This window comes from Pleomorphomonas oryzae DSM 16300 (assembly GCF_000422965.1).
Taxonomy (GTDB): domain Bacteria; phylum Pseudomonadota; class Alphaproteobacteria; order Rhizobiales; family Pleomorphomonadaceae; genus Pleomorphomonas; species Pleomorphomonas oryzae.
This window is the reverse complement of the sequence record NZ_AUHB01000015.1, coordinates 71,251-88,329: the sequence shown is the minus strand read 5'-3', so window position 1 is coordinate 88,329 and position 17,079 is coordinate 71,251. Positions and strand designations below refer to the sequence as shown.

16 protein-coding genes and 1 tRNA gene are annotated in these 17,079 nt (G+C 63.5%); 1 reads left to right on the top strand and 16 read right to left on the bottom strand.

The genetic code is table 11. The features are described 5' to 3' along the window. Nucleotides 1-11: 11 nt before the first annotated feature. From ptsP to G522_RS28065, 9 genes are all read right to left on the bottom strand, one after another. Nucleotides 12-2,609, bottom strand: coding sequence for a phosphoenolpyruvate--protein phosphotransferase (gene ptsP, locus G522_RS0121315; protein WP_210162956.1), 2,598 nt, complete (start codon nucleotides 2,607-2,609; stop codon nucleotides 12-14). A 105-nt stretch (nucleotides 2,610-2,714) separates the two neighbouring features. Continuing rightward, complete coding sequence (locus G522_RS0121310) at nucleotides 2,715-3,734, bottom strand: LacI family DNA-binding transcriptional regulator (RefSeq protein WP_026792770.1); 1,020 nt, start codon at nucleotides 3,732-3,734, stop codon at nucleotides 2,715-2,717. Nucleotides 3,735-4,189: 455 nt separating this feature from the next. Then, nucleotides 4,190-4,267 (bottom strand) — tRNA-Pro (locus tag G522_RS0121305). 100 nt (nucleotides 4,268-4,367) lie between these two features. Continuing rightward, nucleotides 4,368-5,024: a MerR family transcriptional regulator gene (locus tag G522_RS0121300; protein ID WP_026792769.1), complete on the bottom strand. Its 657-nt coding sequence runs from the start codon at nucleotides 5,022-5,024 to the stop codon at nucleotides 4,368-4,370. A 178-nt stretch (nucleotides 5,025-5,202) separates the two neighbouring features. Further along, nucleotides 5,203-5,523 (bottom strand): integration host factor subunit alpha, encoded by a 321-nt coding sequence (locus tag G522_RS0121295; RefSeq protein ID WP_026792768.1) that lies wholly within the window; start codon nucleotides 5,521-5,523, stop codon nucleotides 5,203-5,205. Nucleotides 5,524-5,673: 150 nt separating this feature from the next. Then, nucleotides 5,674-6,645 carry a beta-ketoacyl-ACP synthase III gene (locus G522_RS0121290; protein ID WP_026792767.1) on the bottom strand — a complete coding sequence of 324 codons (972 nt, stop codon included), beginning with the start codon at nucleotides 6,643-6,645 and terminating at the stop codon, nucleotides 5,674-5,676. A gap of 2 nt (nucleotides 6,646-6,647) precedes the next feature. Next, on the bottom strand, nucleotides 6,648-7,712 hold the full coding sequence (gene plsX, locus G522_RS0121285) for a phosphate acyltransferase PlsX (protein ID WP_026792766.1): 1,065 nt from the start codon (nucleotides 7,710-7,712) through the stop codon (nucleotides 6,648-6,650). A 119-nt stretch (nucleotides 7,713-7,831) separates the two neighbouring features. Continuing rightward, nucleotides 7,832-8,374: a YceD family protein gene (locus G522_RS0121280; RefSeq protein WP_026792765.1), complete on the bottom strand. Its 543-nt coding sequence runs from the start codon at nucleotides 8,372-8,374 to the stop codon at nucleotides 7,832-7,834. Next, complete coding sequence (locus G522_RS28065) at nucleotides 8,371-8,937, bottom strand: ubiquinol-cytochrome C chaperone family protein (protein ID WP_051229006.1); 567 nt, start codon at nucleotides 8,935-8,937, stop codon at nucleotides 8,371-8,373. Before G522_RS28065 ends, G522_RS0121280 begins: the two co-directional genes overlap by 4 nt. Before the next feature lie 324 nt (nucleotides 8,938-9,261). Here G522_RS28065 and G522_RS0121270 point away from each other — a divergent pair, with 324 nt between their 5' ends. Next, nucleotides 9,262-9,747 carry an outer membrane protein assembly factor BamE gene (locus G522_RS0121270; RefSeq protein ID WP_210162955.1) on the top strand — a complete coding sequence of 162 codons (486 nt, stop codon included), beginning with the start codon at nucleotides 9,262-9,264 and terminating at the stop codon, nucleotides 9,745-9,747. A gap of 141 nt (nucleotides 9,748-9,888) precedes the next feature. Here the strand turns inward: G522_RS0121270 and G522_RS0121265 are convergent, their stop codons facing one another. From G522_RS0121265 to G522_RS0121235, 7 genes are all read right to left on the bottom strand, one after another. After that, a complete protein-coding gene (locus G522_RS0121265) occupies nucleotides 9,889-10,404 on the bottom strand; it encodes an O-acetyl-ADP-ribose deacetylase (protein WP_026792763.1) in 516 nt (171 codons plus the stop codon). Between the two features lie 119 nt (nucleotides 10,405-10,523). Further along, complete coding sequence (rarD, locus tag G522_RS0121260; protein WP_026792762.1) at nucleotides 10,524-11,441, bottom strand: EamA family transporter RarD; 918 nt, start codon at nucleotides 11,439-11,441, stop codon at nucleotides 10,524-10,526. A 114-nt stretch (nucleotides 11,442-11,555) separates the two neighbouring features. Further along, nucleotides 11,556-13,694, bottom strand: coding sequence for a sodium-translocating pyrophosphatase (locus G522_RS0121255; RefSeq protein WP_026792761.1), 2,139 nt, complete (start codon nucleotides 13,692-13,694; stop codon nucleotides 11,556-11,558). 324 nt (nucleotides 13,695-14,018) lie between these two features. Beyond that, nucleotides 14,019-14,600 carry a YqaA family protein gene (locus G522_RS0121250; protein WP_026792760.1) on the bottom strand — a complete coding sequence of 194 codons (582 nt, stop codon included), beginning with the start codon at nucleotides 14,598-14,600 and terminating at the stop codon, nucleotides 14,019-14,021. Between the two features lie 163 nt (nucleotides 14,601-14,763). After that, complete coding sequence (gene thiL, locus G522_RS0121245; protein ID WP_026792759.1) at nucleotides 14,764-15,759, bottom strand: thiamine-phosphate kinase; 996 nt, start codon at nucleotides 15,757-15,759, stop codon at nucleotides 14,764-14,766. 1 nt (nucleotide 15,760) lies between these two features. Next, on the bottom strand, nucleotides 15,761-16,261 hold the full coding sequence (gene nusB, locus G522_RS0121240) for a transcription antitermination factor NusB (RefSeq protein ID WP_026792758.1): 501 nt from the start codon (nucleotides 16,259-16,261) through the stop codon (nucleotides 15,761-15,763). A gap of 216 nt (nucleotides 16,262-16,477) precedes the next feature. Beyond that, nucleotides 16,478-16,990 carry a ClbS/DfsB family four-helix bundle protein gene (locus G522_RS0121235; protein WP_026792757.1) on the bottom strand — a complete coding sequence of 171 codons (513 nt, stop codon included), beginning with the start codon at nucleotides 16,988-16,990 and terminating at the stop codon, nucleotides 16,478-16,480. Between the last annotated feature and the right edge of the window lie 89 nt (nucleotides 16,991-17,079).

Genomic DNA, 17,079 nt, shown 5'->3' with positions numbered 1-17,079 from the left:
ACCTCTAGGACTTAAACTTCGGGCCAGGACTGGGCGAGCATTCGGCGCACCGCCTCGCCGGATTCGAGGGCAAGCGCCGCTTCGGCGACCGCCTTGCATTTGGACATGTCGAGCGTCCGTACCATCGCCTTGATCTCGGCGATCGAGCCTGATGTCGCCGACAGTTCGGTGACGCCGAGGCCGATCAGCACCGGCGCGGCGAGCGGGAAGGAGGCGAGCGAACCGCAGACGCCAACCCAGCGGCCGTGCGCCTTCGCCCCCTCGGCCGCCAGCTGGATCAGCCGCAGCACCGCCGGGTGGAAGGGATCGAGCTGCTTGGCAAGGCGCGGGTTCACCCGGTCGATGGCCAGCGTGTATTGCGCCAGATCGTTGGTACCGACTGACAGGAAGTCGGCTTCGGCGGCCAGCGTCTTGGAAATGAGCGCCGCCGAGGGAACCTCGACCATGATGCCCACTTCGATCGGCGCGGTGCGGCCCAGCGCTTTCATCTCCTCGTCGATCACTTTGCGCACGTCCCTGAGGTCGGCGAGCGTGGCTATCATCGGCAGAAGGATCTTGGTCTGACCATAGGGCTTCACCCGCAGGAGGGCGCGGATCTGCGTCCTGAGGAGCTCCGGCTGCCAGAGGCTCATCCGCACGCCGCGCATGCCAAGGGCGGGGTTTTCCTCCTTCGGCAGATGGGCGTAGGGCACGTCCTTGTCGGCGCCGGCATCAAGGGTGCGGATGATCAGCGGCCGTCCCTTCAAACCATCGGCGATGGCCTGATATTGGGCATACTGCTCGTCTTCGCTCGGCGCCGTGGTGCGGTTGAGGAACAGGAATTCCGACCGCATCAGGCCACAGCCCTCGGCACCGCTCTCGAGTGCGACCGCGACATCGGCCGGACCGCCGAGGTTGGCAACCACTTCGATCCGCTTGCCGTCGGCCGTGTAGCAGTCGTCCTGGGTTGCGGCGCGATTGGCGGCAAGCCGCTCGCGACGACGGACCACGGCGGCACGGATGTCGGCAAGGTCGGTCGCCGGCGGATTGATCCGCACGGTCGCCTGGTCGGCATCGAGAATGACCGGCTGTCCATCGGGCACGCACAATACGCCGACGCCGGCGGCGACGACGGCCGGAATGCCCTTTGACGCCGCGAGGATCGACACGTGAGCCGTCGGGCCGGCATAGGCCAGGACGATGCCGGCAACCTTCGAGAGGTCGAGATCGGCAAACTGCGACGGCAACAGGTCGGCTGCGAAGATGATCGCGTCGTCAGGCAGCACCGTCGCCGACCCGGAAACGCCGAGCAGGATCGCCAGGACCCGGCGGCGAACGTCTTCAAGGTCCGAAGCGCGCTCGGCCAGCACGGGATTGCCCAGCTTGCGCAACGCTGCGACCTGACGGTCGATGGCCGTCTTCCAGGCATAGCCGGCGCTCTTGCCATCGCGGATCAGCGTCCAGGCGGCATCGCGCAGATCCGGATCCTCGACGAAGGACAGGTGAGCGGTGAGAATCTCCGCCTGCTGCCCTTTGCTGGCAGCGATCTTGGCGCTGATATCGGCGGCGGCCGTCTTGAGGGCGGCGCGCAGCTCCTTGATTTCCATCTCGACATCGGCGCCGGTCTCGGAAACCTCGAAGTCCTCGGAGGTGATCCGCACCGAGGTGCCGGCGGCAAGGCCGGGCGAGGCCGTGGTGCCTTCGATGGTCTTGGCGACGCCCGGACCCCAGAGTTCGGGGGTATCGGTGGACGCTGGCACGGCGGTGACTTCCGGTGTGGCGGCGACCTGCGGTGCGGCTTCGGGAGCGACGGTCGCAGTTGCCTCCGGTCCGCCCAGCAAGGCGGCGATGCGGTTGGCAACCTCAGCGCCATCGGCGCCCTTGGCCTCGATGGTCAGCTCGTCGTTGTGCTGGGCACCGAGCAGCATCAGGCCAACCGGGCTGGCGGCGCTGGCCTTGCGGTCGCCGAGGCGAATGATGACCTCGGCCGTGCCGGATTTGGCTGCCTCGGCAATCAGGCCGGCGGGGCGGGCATGGATGCCGTTCGGATCGGCGATGCGCACCTTGACCACGGTTGCCTCGCCAGCCGACGTTCCGACCGGAGCCGACAAGGTCTCGCCCTGCGCGGCGATGGTGGCGAGTGCTTCGCCGGCGGCGACCTCACGACCGACAGGAGAGACGGCCAGAGCAAAGCGCTCGCCGTTGGTCAGCACCACCGGCACGACGAGGCTGCGTACCAGCTGGGAAATGACATCCATGTCGAAGCTGATCAGCGGATCGCCGGTCTTGACCCGATCGCCTTCGGCGACATGCGGCGTAAAGCCCTCGCCCTTCAGTGCCACGGTGTCGAGGCCGATGTGCATCAGAACCTCGGCGCCGTCCTCGGCCCGCAGCGTCACGGCGTGATGGGCGCGGTGAACCGACGTGACAACGCCGGCAAACGGCGCGCGCAGCGTTGCGTCCGTCGGATCGATGGCAAAGCCATCACCGAGAATCCGGCCGCTGAATACCGGATCGGGAACATCGGCGATGGATACGAGCCAGCCGCCAATCGGAGCGCGCAGATAAAGACCGTCCTTCGCGTCGAGCGGCTTGCCGCCGCCGGACGCGTCTTTCACATGATCAACCACATCAAGACTCCGTCAGATCTCGGGTTTCTCCAGCAGGCGGCAATAGCGCCTTGTTTCTTTCGCTCAACTGTTCTTCGTGCCCCTCGGCTCCGGCCGGGAGGCGCATCATCGTCGCGGTGGCGCCTGGGCGCTGTCGCGAAAGATCAGGTCAACCGCCCACACTTCTGAGAGGTCGGCTGGATCGGCACCGCCGACCAACTGGGCAGCAAGCTCGGCGATGCGGACACCCGCGGCGCGGATTGACGAGAAAGTGGTGGTGAGCGCCGGCTCGAAAGCCTCCGGCCTCACGGTTGCCAGACCGTCGTCGTGGGCAATGACCGACACGTCTCGGCCGATCTTCAGGCCGCAGTCGCCAATCGCTCGGCAACAGCCGGAGGCGAGGAACATCGACGCGCAGACGAAGGCGGTCGGCGGTGTCGGCGCTCCCAGCAGCGTGCGCGTCGCCCGGTAGCCGTGGCCTTCCGTGGAAGGACCGGCGGTGAAAAGATGGGCTGCCGCCGCAAGGCCATGATGGCTGAGCGCCGCGTGCCAGCCGACCATGCGCTGTTCGGAGGCAGAAAGATCGGCGGGGCCGCTGACCAGCGCGATGGTCCGGTGACCGAGGCCCGCGAGCAGCTCGACGGCCCGGCGGACGCCGTCCTCATGATCGACGTCGAGATGCGGATAGATCAATGAGCCGGCGGTGCGGCCACAGGTGACGGTCTGCAATCCGAGATGCGACAGCAGGCGGATGCGGAGATCGTCGACCTTGAGATTGGCGAGGATCATCACATCCACCGCCTTGGCGCGGGCGAGACGGCGATAGCCGGCCTCCTCGCCATCGAAGGTCGCGTTGACGTAGAGATCGCGGCCGCAGCGCCCTGCCCCATCGGCAAGGCCGGCGAGAAACTCGCCGAACACCGGATCGGCCATTTCCGCGGAAGCGCCGGGCAGAACCACACCAAAGGCGCCGGTCTCGCCGGTGGCGAGACGCTTGGCACTGACGTTGGGCGTATAGTTGAAGCGCCGCGCCGCCTCGACGACGCGCAGGCGCGTCTCCTCGTTGACCTCGGAGAAGCCGTTGAGAGCACGGCTGACCGTCGTCTTCGACAATCCCAGATGCTGCGCCAGCTCTCTCAGGTTCACCGCCGGCCCTCCAAGCCACGGCCGGATACGATGCCTTGCAATCCAAGGCTTCGAACCGGTTTGAAAACCCGACCCAAGCGAGGCACCCACTCATTTCCGATAAAAATGGGGAATACCATCGACGGTGTACGGATTAATTCAACAGCAGAAATAAAGCAATCCGAACCGGTTTGGAAGATATGTAGTAATGCGCTATCAGGTTTGTTGAATCGTTTCCTGGGGAAAATCGCCGCCGCCAGAACGGAACGGAATCAACCCGGAAGGCGCAAGATGCGCCTTAACCTGCCCAGACAAACGGAGCGGCTGTTCTGACGTCGGGATCGCCAGCAAAGGATGGAGGCCTCATCCCAGCGAAAGCCACCTCAAGGGAGCATTCTTCGAATCAAGAGCGACCGATCGCCTCGGCGATCCGGTCGCACTAAAAAACGAATATAGTCACCAGGAGGGGGAATGAATGGTCGGGCAGAGAGGATTTGAACCTCCGACCCCGTGTCCCCCAGACACGTGCGCTAACCAGGCTGCGCTACTGCCCGTCCCATCATCGTCCGAGCGTCGCCGCCGGACGGGAGGGATTTAGCCGGTTCGATCCGGCGGGACAAGTGCTAATTTCACCTCTCCCCCGCGAGCGGTGTATCAGCGCGTCTGATCCAGGAGACGTTTGCACTCCAGGAGCTCGAACAGCGTCGACTGCAGGCGCCGGATATCTTCGCGAGACAAGCCGCTGCTCGAGCCCGTCGGTGCTGCATGTTCGGACGCTCCGCGGAAGCGCTCCATGAAGCGAAAGCCGCCACGGCTGGCGCTCTCCGGCAGGATACCGGCTGGCAATGGCTCTTCCTCGACCTCCGCCGCGCGAACCGGCGCCGGCTCTATCCGCGGCTCGACGCGCGGACTGGATCGAACAGGCGGTTCAGGAGCGACGTCCGCATGCGCCTCATCCGCCTCGTAAACGCTCTCGACCGTCTCGGCCTCGTCCTCTTCGTTGAGGCCGGCATTGGGAGCCATGGGAATCGGTTCGCCGGGATGGCGCCAGATCTCCATGACGAAACGGGCGCCCTGCTCCTTTAGGATGCGCTGGACGCCCTTGATCGTATAGCCTTCGCCGTAGAGCAGATACTGGATGCCGCGCAGCAGTTCGACGTCGTCGGGGCGATAATAGCGACGACCGCCGCCACGCTTCATCGGCCGGATCTGACTGAATTTGGTCTCCCAGAATCGCAACACATGCTGCGGAAGATCAAGATCCTCCGCAACCTCGCTGATCGTCCTGAAAGCGTCCGTTGCCTTTTCCACGCCGCCGCTCGACCTGATGCCCACTCAGTCCCCAAGACCGGATTCGCAAAGCGCCCTACTATAGAAGCGACAGGCGAAAGAAGCCAAGCCCGAACTCGCAGCAACGCGAAGATCGCCGGCTAATCAACTGTATTTTAATGGGATTCGCAGGCGGGCAGTCGGCCCGCCAGATATCCGCTCAATCGTCGGCCTCAGCAGACGAAGCGTCACCGCCGTTGATTTCCGTCTTCAGCACGTTGCTGGGCTTGAACACCAGCACGCGCCGGGGAAGAATCGGAACTTCCTCGCCGGTCTTTGGGTTGCGACCGATACGTTCGGTCTTGGAGCGCACCGAGAACGTGCCGAACGAGGAGAGCTTCACCGTCTCGCCTGTAACTAGGCAATCGGCAATCTCACGCAGCACTGATTCAACGAGCTCAGCCGACTCGCTCCTCGAAAGGCCGACCTTCTGGTACACGGCCTCGCAAAGATCGGCGCGGGTTACAGTTTTGCCCCCCATGGACCGCAAGCTCCCGTTGTTCCAGTCGACCGTGGATCTGGCCGACGGTCGAGATCCAAAGATGTAGGCGACAAACGTAGTGCCAGATACGGATGGGGTCAATCCGTTTTTAGCGCAAGTCTTTCCAAACAAACAAAAAACCGATGGATTCTACCAACGGAGGATGGCAGCTCCCCAGGTAAGGCCGCCACCGACCGCCTCGAACAGCAGCACATCCCCACGGTTGACCTTGCCCGAACGCACGCCAAAATCGAGTGCAAGCGGAATAGTTGCCGCCGAAGTGTTGGCGTGCCCCTCAACCGTGATGATGGTCTTTTCCAAGGGTATGCCAAGCTTCTTCGCCGACCCCTCGATAATCCGCCGGTTGGCCTGATGAGGGATGAACCAGTCGATGCTGGCACCATCGAAACCAGTGGCTCCGAAGACCGACTTGATGACGTCCCCGACACCGCCAACGGCGAACTTGAACACTTCCTGGCCGTGCATGCGAACATGTCCGGGGGCACCGGTCATCGACGGCCCGCCATCGGTGCACAGCTTGTCGACATGGCGACCATCGGCCCTAAGGCTGGCGGCGAGCAAGCCACGGTCGGCCGACGTTCCCTCGCCTTCCTCGGTTCCGAGCACCACTGCGCCGGCACCGTCGCCGAACAGCACGCAGGTGGTGCGGTCGTTCCAGTCGAGGATGCGTGAGAAGGTGTCGGCGCCGATCACCAGCGCCTTGCGGGCAAGCCCCGTACGCAGCAGGCTGTCGGCGACCGTCAGCGCATAGACGAAGCCGGAGCATACCGCCTGCAGATCGAAGGCAAACCCATGGGTGACGCCGAGCTTGCGCTGCACTTCCACCGCTGATGACGGAAAGGTGCGGTCCGGCGTCGCCGTGGCGAGCAATACCAAGTCGATCTCATCGACATTGACGCCAGCGGCAGCCAGCGCATTGGCGGCTGCGGCGGTGGCGAGATCGGAGGTCAGTTCGCCCTCGGCGGCGATATGGCGTTCACGGATGCCCGTGCGCTGAACGATCCACTCGTCCGAAGTGTCGACCAGTTTGGTGAGATCTGCGTTGGTCAGAACCTTGGCGGGCAGGTAGCTTCCCGTACCCAGAATGACGCTTCGGATCACGCTCAGCTTCCTTTCTCGCCGGCGGCAAAGCTTATCGCCGCCTGCTCACGGTAATAATGTGCGAGGTCTGTCTCGATCTTGCTCATCAGGCCGTTGCGCGCCATGTCGTAGCCAAGATCGAGCGCGGCCGCGAAGCCGAAGGCGTCGGTGCCGCCGTGGCTCTTGATGACAATGCCGTTGAGTCCCAGGAAGACGCCACCATTGTACTTACGGGGATCCATCTTCTCCCGGAGACCCTGGAAGGCGCCCCGCGCCAGCACGTAGCCGATGCGCGTCATCCAGGTGCGGCCAAGCGCCGTGCGCAGATAGCTTGTCAGCTGCTTGGCCGTTCCTTCGGCAGTCTTCAGTGCGATGTTGCCGGCGAAGCCCTCGGTAACGATGACGTCCACCCGGCCCCGTCCGATGTCGTCGCCCTCGACGAAGCCTTCGTACTGGAGATTGGCGAGTGCCGTTTCCTTGAGAATCTGACCGGCCGCCCGCACTTCCTCGTTGCCCTTGACGTCCTCGACGCCGACGTTGAGCAGCCCCACCGAGGCGACGTCCGTGTGGAACAACGCGCGGGCCATGGCAGCGCCCATCACGGCAAATCCGATCAACTGCTGGGCATCGGCGCCGATCGATGCGCCGACGTCGAGCACGATCGATTCTGATTTGAGGTTGGGCCACAGCGCCGCCAAGGCCGGCCGTTCGATATTGGCCATGGTCCGCAGGCAAAACTTCGACATCGCCATCAGCGCGCCGGTGTTGCCGGCGGAAATGGCAAAGTGCGCTTCGCCTTTCTTGACTGCCTCGATCGCCCGCCACATCGATGACTTCCATCGACCATGGCGCAACGCGCTCGACGGCTTTTCATCCATCGCCACCGTCACTTCGCAGTGGTGAAAGCGGGAGGCGGCCTTGACCCTCGGGTACTGCTCGAGCACCGGGAGGACAATCGCCTCATCACCAAACAGTTCGTAACGCAGATCGGGACGCCGCGTCAGTTCAAGGTCGGCGCCGGCGAGCGTCACGGACGGGCCAAAGTCGCCACCCATGACGTCGATGGATATGATTAGGGGTTCGGCCATGAATCCTCAGAAGCGCGGCGGACCGCCGAAATTGATCGGGCGGGAAGATAACCGTTCCCCCCCAGGAAACAATACCAAAATACGCGCCGACCGCCCGGGAGGCGGCGCGGCGGCGGTCATCACGGACGTTTGTCCTTCAGCGCGGCGAGGCCGGCAAAGGGCGATTCCGCTTCGTCCGCGCTGCCATCATCCTCAATAAACGGCGTGAATTCGACGCCCGGCTTACGCGGATAGGGATCGAGGCCAACCGCGATGAATTCGGTGGTCAGCACGCCGAGGTCGACGGTAGAGCCCAGGATCGGCTCCGGCGGATCCTCGGCATCGACGTCCACCTCAATTTCCTCGTTGATCGGCTCGATTTCACTTTCTGGCAGAAAACGCAGATCGATGGTCTCGCGGATGGTCTCGGGCACCGGGTCAAGGGTGACGACACAAGCCTGTTCAACCTCTGCCCTCACCTCGCCCACCACCTTGAACCCATCTTTGCGGAAGGGCGATATCGTGAACTCGGCCGAGGCGCTGGCCACTTTGACGATGCCGAGCGCCTCGGCGATGGCTTCACACTCGGAAGGGCTGGCTTCGAAAGCGACAGACGTGCCGCGCGGCTGCACACGATCCCAGGCGAAGGGACGGGAAAAGGGAATGTCGGATTCTGCGGTCATGTCTCAAGGTCCGAAATTGCGGGGTCGCCGGCTGAGATGGAAGAGGACGTCCCTGAAGGCAAGGCCCCGGCGGTGAGTTTCTCGACGGGTGTTTCGGCAAGGCGCTGTGCGAAGTCGCGCACATAATCGGCAAGGCAGGCCACATGGCGTGGATCCGCCGCGCCAGCATAGACATTGCGGACGAGCGTATTGGCGAGAACGGAAGGCTCATCAGAGGCAAGCGCTGCTGCCGTCGCCTCCGTCCGCCCGTAGAAAGCGCCGACGACCTTTTTGAGGCGGCGCTTGAGGCCGCTGTCGTCGTAACCGATCTCGCGCATCGAGCGTTCCATATCGTCGATGAACAGCTCACTGAGTTTGCGGGCCGCCTCTCGCCCCGCGGCCTCCTGCGACAACCGATGAACGGCGAGGCCGACGACCAGCATCAGCATTTCGAACCGTCCTTCAACACTGTCGGAAACTCCAAGTTTGGCATAAAACACCGGCTGCCGCGAAGCGCGCATCAATTCTTCATAGAGCGGCGCGACATGGGCAGATGTCTTTCGCCGAAAGAGGCCGAACACCATAGTTTTGCCGTTTCCTTCAACGAAGACCGAATTCGGCACGGTGATCGACAGGAAACCGCGCCAGGCACACGAATTGACGTTGCCTCGTGACCTATCGCAAGGTAACCAAGTTGCCAAGCGTGGAGTCAGGGACAAAGCTTGAAGCCGCGTCAGCGACTTCCGACGCCAAGCGGCGCCGCGCGGAGCGGAAATTGGGGGCAAAGCCTCAACAAGCTTCTTTGCGAAGCCGAGGGCCGTATGCCCGCTGGCGACTGAGACTGAGAAACTGGACAATCGCCTTCACGCGATTGTTCTGAGTGTGGTTGGGAGTGCCGGGAGGCTCATGTGAAGTTTAGCCGGATTGAACGCCCGTCGGGCTTGTTGTTTGGTCTGAAGGGTGCGGCGATCGCCCTGCTGACGGCCGTCTCTGTGTCGGCCTGTGGCACGCCGCCAATTCAGCACGGTTATGTACTCTCCGAACAGGCGCTGGCGCAGGTGCCGGTTGGTTCGTCACGCGAACAGGTGCTGCTGGTGCTCGGCTCGCCCTCGACCACCTCGGTGATGGCCGGCGATACGGCCTTCTACTACATCTCCCAGACGATCGACGAGAACCCGATCATGGGCCGCTCGATTACCGATCAGCGCGTACTCGCCGTCTATTTTGACGATAAGGGCCTGGTCAAACAGATCGCCAACTACGGCCTGAAGGACGGCAAGGTGTTCGATTTCATCGAGCGCAAGACCCGTACCACCGGCGCCGACCTCAACCTCATCGGCCAGATCTTCAAGGGTATCGGCAACGTCAATCCGATCGGCAATTTGCAGAACTGATCCCATTGACAGTCAGACTGAAGGGCGCGGCATCCACCGCGCCCTTTTTGCATCATACCGCGATGGAAGGCCAAGGAGCCTTTGGCGCGGGCTCTCTCCGCACGGGAATCTCAACCTCGTCAGGCCCGCAATGGCGAGCGGCTACACAGCGTCTAGAAAACGCTGATGGAACTCGGCGATTTCCGTTTGCAGGCAACAAAAGACGATCTTCTCCAAGCGCGTGCCGTCAGCGATGCGCTGCCGCACCGTATCGACGGCGATGCGCGCCGCCCGAAGGGCAGGAAAGCCGTAGACGCCAGTGGAAATGGCGGGAAACGCCACAGAGCGGACGCCGTTCTGCTCCGCCAGCGCCATGGACGACGTATAGCATCGCGCCAGCAATTCATCCTCGCGGTCGTTTCCGCCCCTCCAGATCGGCCCGACCGTATGGATGATATAACGTGCCGGCAGCGCAAAGCCCGGGCTGACAACGGCCTCGCCCACCGCGCAATGGTCATAGTGCGCCGTCATCCAGGATAGTAACTGCTGTTGACCGGCAGCGCGATGGATCGCGCCGTCGACACCGCCGCCGCCACGCAGGTGGGGCGCTGCCGCGTTCACGATGGCATCGACGTTCAGCACGGTTATGTCGCCGCGAACGACCACCATCTCAGTCATGTTCGGTGCCGCCTGCTTAAGTGACGGATCATGCCCGGCCAGCCGGCCGGGCATATTCTGAACCAACGAGCGTCTCCGCAAAAGTATCTTGCGTGCAACGGGCGGCTTCGACCGCGCAGTTACGCCTTGCGACCGGAGAACATAGTGGCCGTGTAGACCACCAGCGCCGCCCAGATGAACATGAAGGCTACGAGCTTGCCCGCCGAGAACGGCTCGTGGAATATGAACACGGCGGTGACGAAGATCATCGACGGCGCGATATATTGCATCAAGCCGATGGTCGAATAGCGCAGCAACCGAGCTCCATAGACGAACAGGATGAGCGGCACCGCCGTGACAAGTCCCGAAGCGGCCAGAAGCAGCGTGTCGGACCCGGTGGTTGTGATGCCGGTACCGGCGAAATGGCCGCTGCCGGTGGCCGCCAGCCAGCCGATGTAGACAAGCGCCAGCGGTGAGATCAGCACCACCTCCAGCAGAAAGCCGTGTGTCGGGGCGATCGGCAGCGTCTTCTTGAGGTAACCGTAGATGCCGAAGCTCAGAGCCAGCGCCAGCGACACCCACGGCAGGCCGCCGCTTTCCACCGTCATCAGGCCGACGCCGACGATGGCCAGCGCCACGGCGAACATTTGCGCCCGATTGAGGCGTTCCCCGAGGAAGATGGTGCCGAGCGCCACATTGACCAGCGGGTTGATGAAATAGCCAAGCGCCGACTCGAGCGCCCTGCCCGAGCCGATCGCCCAGACGTAAATCGCCCAGTTCACCGAAATCAAGCTGGCCGTGATAAGGCCCATAACAAGCGTGCGCGGCTGTCGAAACACCGCAAAGAAACTTCCCAGGCCACCCTGCGCCGCAAGAATCGCCGCGGTGATCGGCACCGACCACAACACGCGGTGCGCCACCACCTCGTAGGGCGAGATATGGGCGACGGCCTTCATGTAGAAAGGCAGGAAACCCCAGAGAAGATAGGCCGTGAAGGCAAAGGCGAAGCCGCGATAGCGGCCGGGGCCGACCGGCGCAGCGGCTTGGGCGGTTGTCATGGTCATGGTTCCGGACAATGGCGTGCGGCGCCAAACCGCGCCACCCGAAAAGCCAAAGCGGCGGCCGGTTGCCCGACCGCCGCTTCGTTCAGTCGAAATACTGACTTGGGTCTATCAGCTGTGAGCGAGAACCGCCAGCAGCAGCAGAGCCACGATGTTGGTGATCTTGATCGCCGGGTTGACGGCGGGACCAGCGGTGTCCTTGTAGGGGTCGCCGACGGTATCACCGGTCACCGAAGCCTTGTGAGCGTCGGAACCCTTGAAGTGCTTGACGCCGTCCTTGTCGACGAAGCCGTCTTCAAAGCTCTTCTTGGCGTTGTCCCAGGCGCCACCACCCGAGGTCATGGATATGGCGACGAACAGGCCGTTGACGATCACGCCGAGCAGCGAGGCGCCGAGGGCGGCGAAGGCATTGGCCTTCGAACCCGAGGCAAGGAGCACGCCGAAGTAGACGACCAGCGGCGACAGCACCGGCAGCAGCGACGGGATGATCATTTCCTTGATCGCCGCCTTGGTCAGCATGTCGACGGCCCGGCCGTAATCGGGACGCTCGGTGCCGGCCATGATGCCAGGCTTTTCCTTGAACTGACGACGGACTTCCTCAACCACCGAGCCGGCAGCGCGGCCGACGGCAGTCATGGCGATACCACCGAACAGGTAGGGGATGAGGCCGCCGAAGATCAGGCCGGCGACGACATAGGGGTTGGACAGCGACAGGTCGATGTTGCCGATGCCCTGGAAGTAAGGCACGCCGCTTTCAGCGAAATGCTTGATGTCGTTCGTGTAGGCAGCGAACAGCACCAGGGCGCCGAGGCCAGCCGAACCGATGGCATAGCCCTTGGTGACGGCCTTGGTGGTGTTGCCGACGGCATCGAGCGCATCGGTCGTGTGACGCACGTCCTTGGGCAGGCCGGCCATCTCGGCGATACCACCGGCGTTGTCGGTGACCGGGCCGAAGGCGTCGAGGGCCACGATCATGCCGGCAAGGCCGAGCATGGTGGTGACGGCGATCGCCGTGCCGAACAGACCACCGAGCTGGTAGGTGGCGATGATACCGGCAACGATGACCAGAGCCGGCAGAGCCGTCGACTCGAGCGAGACGGCGAGACCCTGGATGACGTTGGTACCATGGCCGGTGACCGATGCCTGGGCGATCGACACCACCGGGCGCTTGCCGGTGCCGGTGTAGTACTCGGTGATCCAGACGATCAGGCCAGTGACAACCAGCCCCAGGATGCCGCAGACGAACAGCTTGGTGCCCGTGAGCATGACGCCGTCGACAACGCCGACGTCACCCCAGCCGATGGTCAGCGACGTAGCGCCACCAAGGCCGATGATCGACAGCAGCGACGAAGCCCAGAGCCCCTTGTAGAGGGCGCCCATGATCGAGTTGTTGGCACCGAGCTTCACGAAGAAGGTGCCGATGATCGAGGTGATGATGCAAGCGCCGCAGATCAGCAGCGGATAGAGCATCGCCTTGAGCAGGAGGACCTGATCGGCAGCGAAAAAGATCGAGGCGAGCACCATGGTGGCGACCACGGTCACCGCGTAGGTCTCGAACAGGTCGGCCGCCATACCGGCGCAGTCGCCGACGTTGTCACCGACGTTGTCGGCGATGGTGGCCGGGTTGCGCGGATCATCCTCGGGAATACCGGCCTCGACCTTGCCGACGAGGTCGGCGCCGACGTCGGCACCCTTGGTGAAGATACCGCCGCCGAGACGGGCGAAGATGGAGATCAGCGAAGCGCCGAAGCCGAGGGCAACCAAGGCGTCGATGACGACGCGGTCATTGGGCGCATGGCCCATCGGACCGGTCAGCACCCAGAAGTAGACCGACACGCCGAGCAGCGCCAGACCGGCCACCAGCATGCCGGTGACGGCACCCGCCTTGAAGGCGATATTGAGACCACCAGCCAGCGACTGCATGGCCGCAGCGGCGGTGCGGACGTTGGCGCGAACCGAAACGTTCATGCCGATGAAGCCGGCGAGACCCGACAGAACGGCGCCGACGACGAAACCGATGGCAACCGGCAAGCCGAGCAGCCACGCGATCAGCACCAGGATGACCACGCCGACGATGCCGATCGTGGTGTACTGACGCTTGAGGTAGGCCTTGGCGCCCTCAGCGACAGCCCCTGAGATTTCCTGCATGCGGGCGCTGCCCGCGTCCGATGCCATGACGGACTTGATTGCCCACACGCCATAGGCGAGGGACAAAAGTCCGCAGATGATCGCGATGTATAGAACGTACATGATCCCTCCGCAGTGCCGGACCCCCGAGAGCCCGGCCTTGGCGCCACGAACCGAAGGCGAACGCCCCTTGGGAACCTGACGGTTCCCGTGCCCGTTCGCCTTGGGAGCGACCCTCTTTTCTTCCGCCTTGCAGAAGGCGCTGGCATGCAGCGTCAATCCCGTTCTGCGGACAGATACGAGGGCGGGACTACCGATATAGTCTGGTTTGGTGGCGTCAAGGCCGTGAAAGCCCGAAGCCTGCGATTTTATGGATTTGTCCCCATTCGGGACGAAACCGCAGCCGCTTCGCTTCGCTTACCGCCGAAACTGGGCACAAACGCGTCCTCAGACGATGTAACGCGCCGCCACGAATCCGCTGACGATGATGATCAAAAGACCCCACATCACCGCGTCGAGTCGCCGCTCGATGAAGTCACGCACCGGCTCGCCAAACAGACGCAGCAGGAAGGCGACGAGGAAGAAGCGAATGCCGCGCGTGACGACGCAGAGCCCGATGAACAGAGGGAAATTATAGGCAGCGAAACCCGAGGCGATGGTGACCAGCTTGAAAGGGATCGGCGTCAGCCCTTTGATTAAGATAATCCAGGCGCCGTAGTGGGCATAGGCAGCGCGGAACTCATCGAAGTTTTGGGCATAGCCGTAGACGCGGATCAGCCAGGCACCGACGCTGTCGAACAGAAACAGGCCGATGGAATAGCCAAGGACGGCGCCGCATACCGAGGCGATGGTGCAGATCAGAGCGTAGGTAAAGGCCTTGTCGCGGCGGGCCAGCACCATCGGCACCAGCATCACATCCGGCGGGATGGGGAAGAACGAGCTTTCCGCAAAGGAAACGGCGGCGAGCCATGTGCCGGCCTTGGGACTGCCGGCCAGCGACATGGTCCAGTCATAGAGTTTGCGGAACATCAGTCCTCCGGAAAATACAAAACCAGAAACATCTCGAAAAATACAATCGGCATCGCCCATAAACGGGGCCGTCGAGGTCTACCGACTCGCCCCTGGCGACGCAAGCCGGACTCCTCATTGGCATCCACTTGCCCTGAACCTTAGCAACTTTTGGGCCGAGCCTTCAGAAATGCCGGTAGGAGCCAGACCCCAGATCAGCGAGCGCCGGATGATCGCCTTGAACCGAAATCCCCGCCCCGCCCCGGACCCGGCCGATCGGCACAGCGCCGATGCCGGCTGCATTCGCGGCGGCAATAAAAGCCTCAAGCTTCGCCTCGGGGATGGAGAGCGCCAACTCATAATCGTCGCCACCCGTCAGCGCCGTGGCTAGGAGACGCGGCTCGGCGTCCACCGCCGCCCGAGCAGCGTCCGATAGCGGCACCCGCTCAGCATCGATCTCAACGGCGACGCCCGAGGCCGCCGCCATCTTGGCGAGGTCTCCGATAAGGCCGTCGGAAATGTCCATGCCGCCGGAGGCGCAGTCAGCCACTGCCGCCGCCAACGTGCCACGCGGCCGCGGCAACAGGTAGCGGTCGAGAAGATGATCGCGATGCTCATCCGAAAGGCCAAGCCGGCCGGACAGCGCCGGATCGAGGCGTAACGCCAAGCCGAGCGCCGCATCGCCGATGGTGCCGGTAACGACGATGATCTCGCCAGCCCTCGCGCCACCGCGCCTCACCATGCCGCCCTCCGCGACCTCACCGATCGCCGTCACCGACAGCGTCAGACCGGCCGGCGAACGCACCGTGTCGCCACCATAAAGCGAGATGCTGTAAGCCGCCTGATCGGCGGCAAGGCCGGCACCCAGCGCATCGATCTGCTCGATTGTGAAGTCCTTGGGAAGGCCGAGGGCCAGGAGATAGCCAACTGGCACCGCCCCTTTGGCGGCAAGATCGGAAAGATTGACCCGCAACGCCTTCTTCGCCACCGCGTCCCAGGGGTCGTCGGCGAAGAAATGCACGCCGCTGACCACCTCGTCCTTGGTCAGCACGAGATCGCGGCCGGGGCGCGGGCGATAGAAGGCGGCGTCGTCGGTGAGCCCGAGGGCGCCATCGGCCGCCAGGGGCGCGAAAACGCGGGCAATCAGCTCGAACTCACCGATGCCGCCCGCCTCCGTCATGTCAGGCTCCCGCCTTCGGGAACTCATCGGGCCGGGTTTCATGGGCGATGCGATCGAGCACGCCGTTGACGAGGCGCGGTTCGTCATCCTCGAAGAAGGCCCGGGCAACGTCGATATATTCGGAAATGATCACCCGGCCCGGCACGTCGTCGCGCCGCAACAGCTCGTAGGTACCGCAGCGCAGGATGGCGCGCAGCGTCGCGTCGACGCGCTTCAGCGGCCAGTCTTCGACCAGCGCCGTATGTACCATGGGATCGATGGTCCGTTGATCGGTGACCACGCCGCCGACGATGTCGCGGAACCAGCCGGCATCGGCCTGCCGATATTCGAAACCGTCGAGCTCCTTACCGAGCCGAAATGCCTCGAACTCCTGCACCACTTCCAACAGGTCGCCGCCACCAATCTCGAGCTGATAGAGCGCCTGTACGGCGGCGAGGCGGGCGGCGCCGCGCTGGTTGGCCGGGCGCGGCTCGGATCTGGCGCCGGATCGGTCGTCGGTCATAGTCTACCTGTCTCCCAGAGCGCCGGGATCGACCGGAGCAGCCTCCAGGATCTCATTCGCGCTGAATCGTCGTTTCAGAACGCCGCCGCGCCCCACCGAAGCGATGCGAAAGGCGCCACGAGAGGGCGGCTTGTCCTGATATTGCTGTGGCGGGGCAAAGACCACGGAACGACTGGTTTGTCCAGCGGAAAACGGCGCTTTCGGTGGCGCCGCGGATCAGGAAAGGCCCTTTTCCCTCTTCCAGCGCCGGAGACGCTTGCGGGCATTGCCGAACGGCGACGAGGTGTTCAACTGGATCATGCGACCGAAGGTATAAGCCTCGTACCAGGGGCGGCCATAGAGATCGGCGTTTTCCGTTTGATCGACGATAGTGAGGATGCGGTCCTTGGCCGTGGCGAAGCGATCGAGCAGTGTCGGATAGGATAGAGCGGCATAGTCGGCGTAGAATTTTTGCGCCAGACGGCCCAACTCATTCCACTTGTAGCCGGTCTCGGGAAAGTCCACCGGCTCGCCGGCCGCCCTGCCCGCCTGCCATTTCAGCACTAGCTCGCACCAGCCGACGAGATAGGCGACGAGATCGTGCACGCTCATCTCCGTATCCTTGGCGTGGCCCTCAAGTGTCTGCTCGCGGCAGAGCGACTCGGGCACACCCTCGAGATCGATACGGAGTTTCAGGTAGTTGAGGCGGATGGCCTCGGCCAGTTCCGCCTTATTGGAGGGTATGGCCATACCTTTCCCCCGCCATTGTGCCGACGAGCCGTCCTTCCCCTTTCGGTAGCGTCGCTTTTCTGGCACAGCAACGGGCAACTTCCGAAACG

Bases quoted from the DNA above. Each gene is read 5' to 3' on its own strand.
- G522_RS0121295 (WP_026792768.1), bottom strand. From the start codon at position 5,523: ATGGGGGGCAAAACTGTAACCCGCGCCGATCTTTGCGAGGCCGTGTAC.
- plsX (WP_026792766.1), bottom strand. From the start codon at position 7,712: ATGGCCGAACCCCTAATCATATCCATCGACGTCATGGGTGGCGACTTT.
- G522_RS0121280 (WP_026792765.1), bottom strand. From the start codon at position 8,374: ATGACCGCAGAATCCGACATTCCCTTTTCCCGTCCCTTCGCCTGGGAT.
- G522_RS28065 (WP_051229006.1), bottom strand. From the start codon at position 8,937: ATGGTGTTCGGCCTCTTTCGGCGAAAGACATCTGCCCATGTCGCGCCG.
- G522_RS0121265 (WP_026792763.1), bottom strand. From the start codon at position 10,404: ATGACTGAGATGGTGGTCGTTCGCGGCGACATAACCGTGCTGAACGTC.
- rarD (WP_026792762.1), bottom strand. From the start codon at position 11,441: ATGACAACCGCCCAAGCCGCTGCGCCGGTCGGCCCCGGCCGCTATCGC.
- G522_RS0121255 (WP_026792761.1), bottom strand. From the start codon at position 13,694: ATGTACGTTCTATACATCGCGATCATCTGCGGACTTTTGTCCCTCGCC.
- G522_RS0121250 (WP_026792760.1), bottom strand. From the start codon at position 14,600: ATGTTCCGCAAACTCTATGACTGGACCATGTCGCTGGCCGGCAGTCCC.
- thiL (WP_026792759.1), bottom strand. From the start codon at position 15,759: ATGACGGAGGCGGGCGGCATCGGTGAGTTCGAGCTGATTGCCCGCGTT.
- nusB (WP_026792758.1), bottom strand. From the start codon at position 16,261: ATGACCGACGACCGATCCGGCGCCAGATCCGAGCCGCGCCCGGCCAAC.
- G522_RS0121235 (WP_026792757.1), bottom strand. From the start codon at position 16,990: ATGGCCATACCCTCCAATAAGGCGGAACTGGCCGAGGCCATCCGCCTC.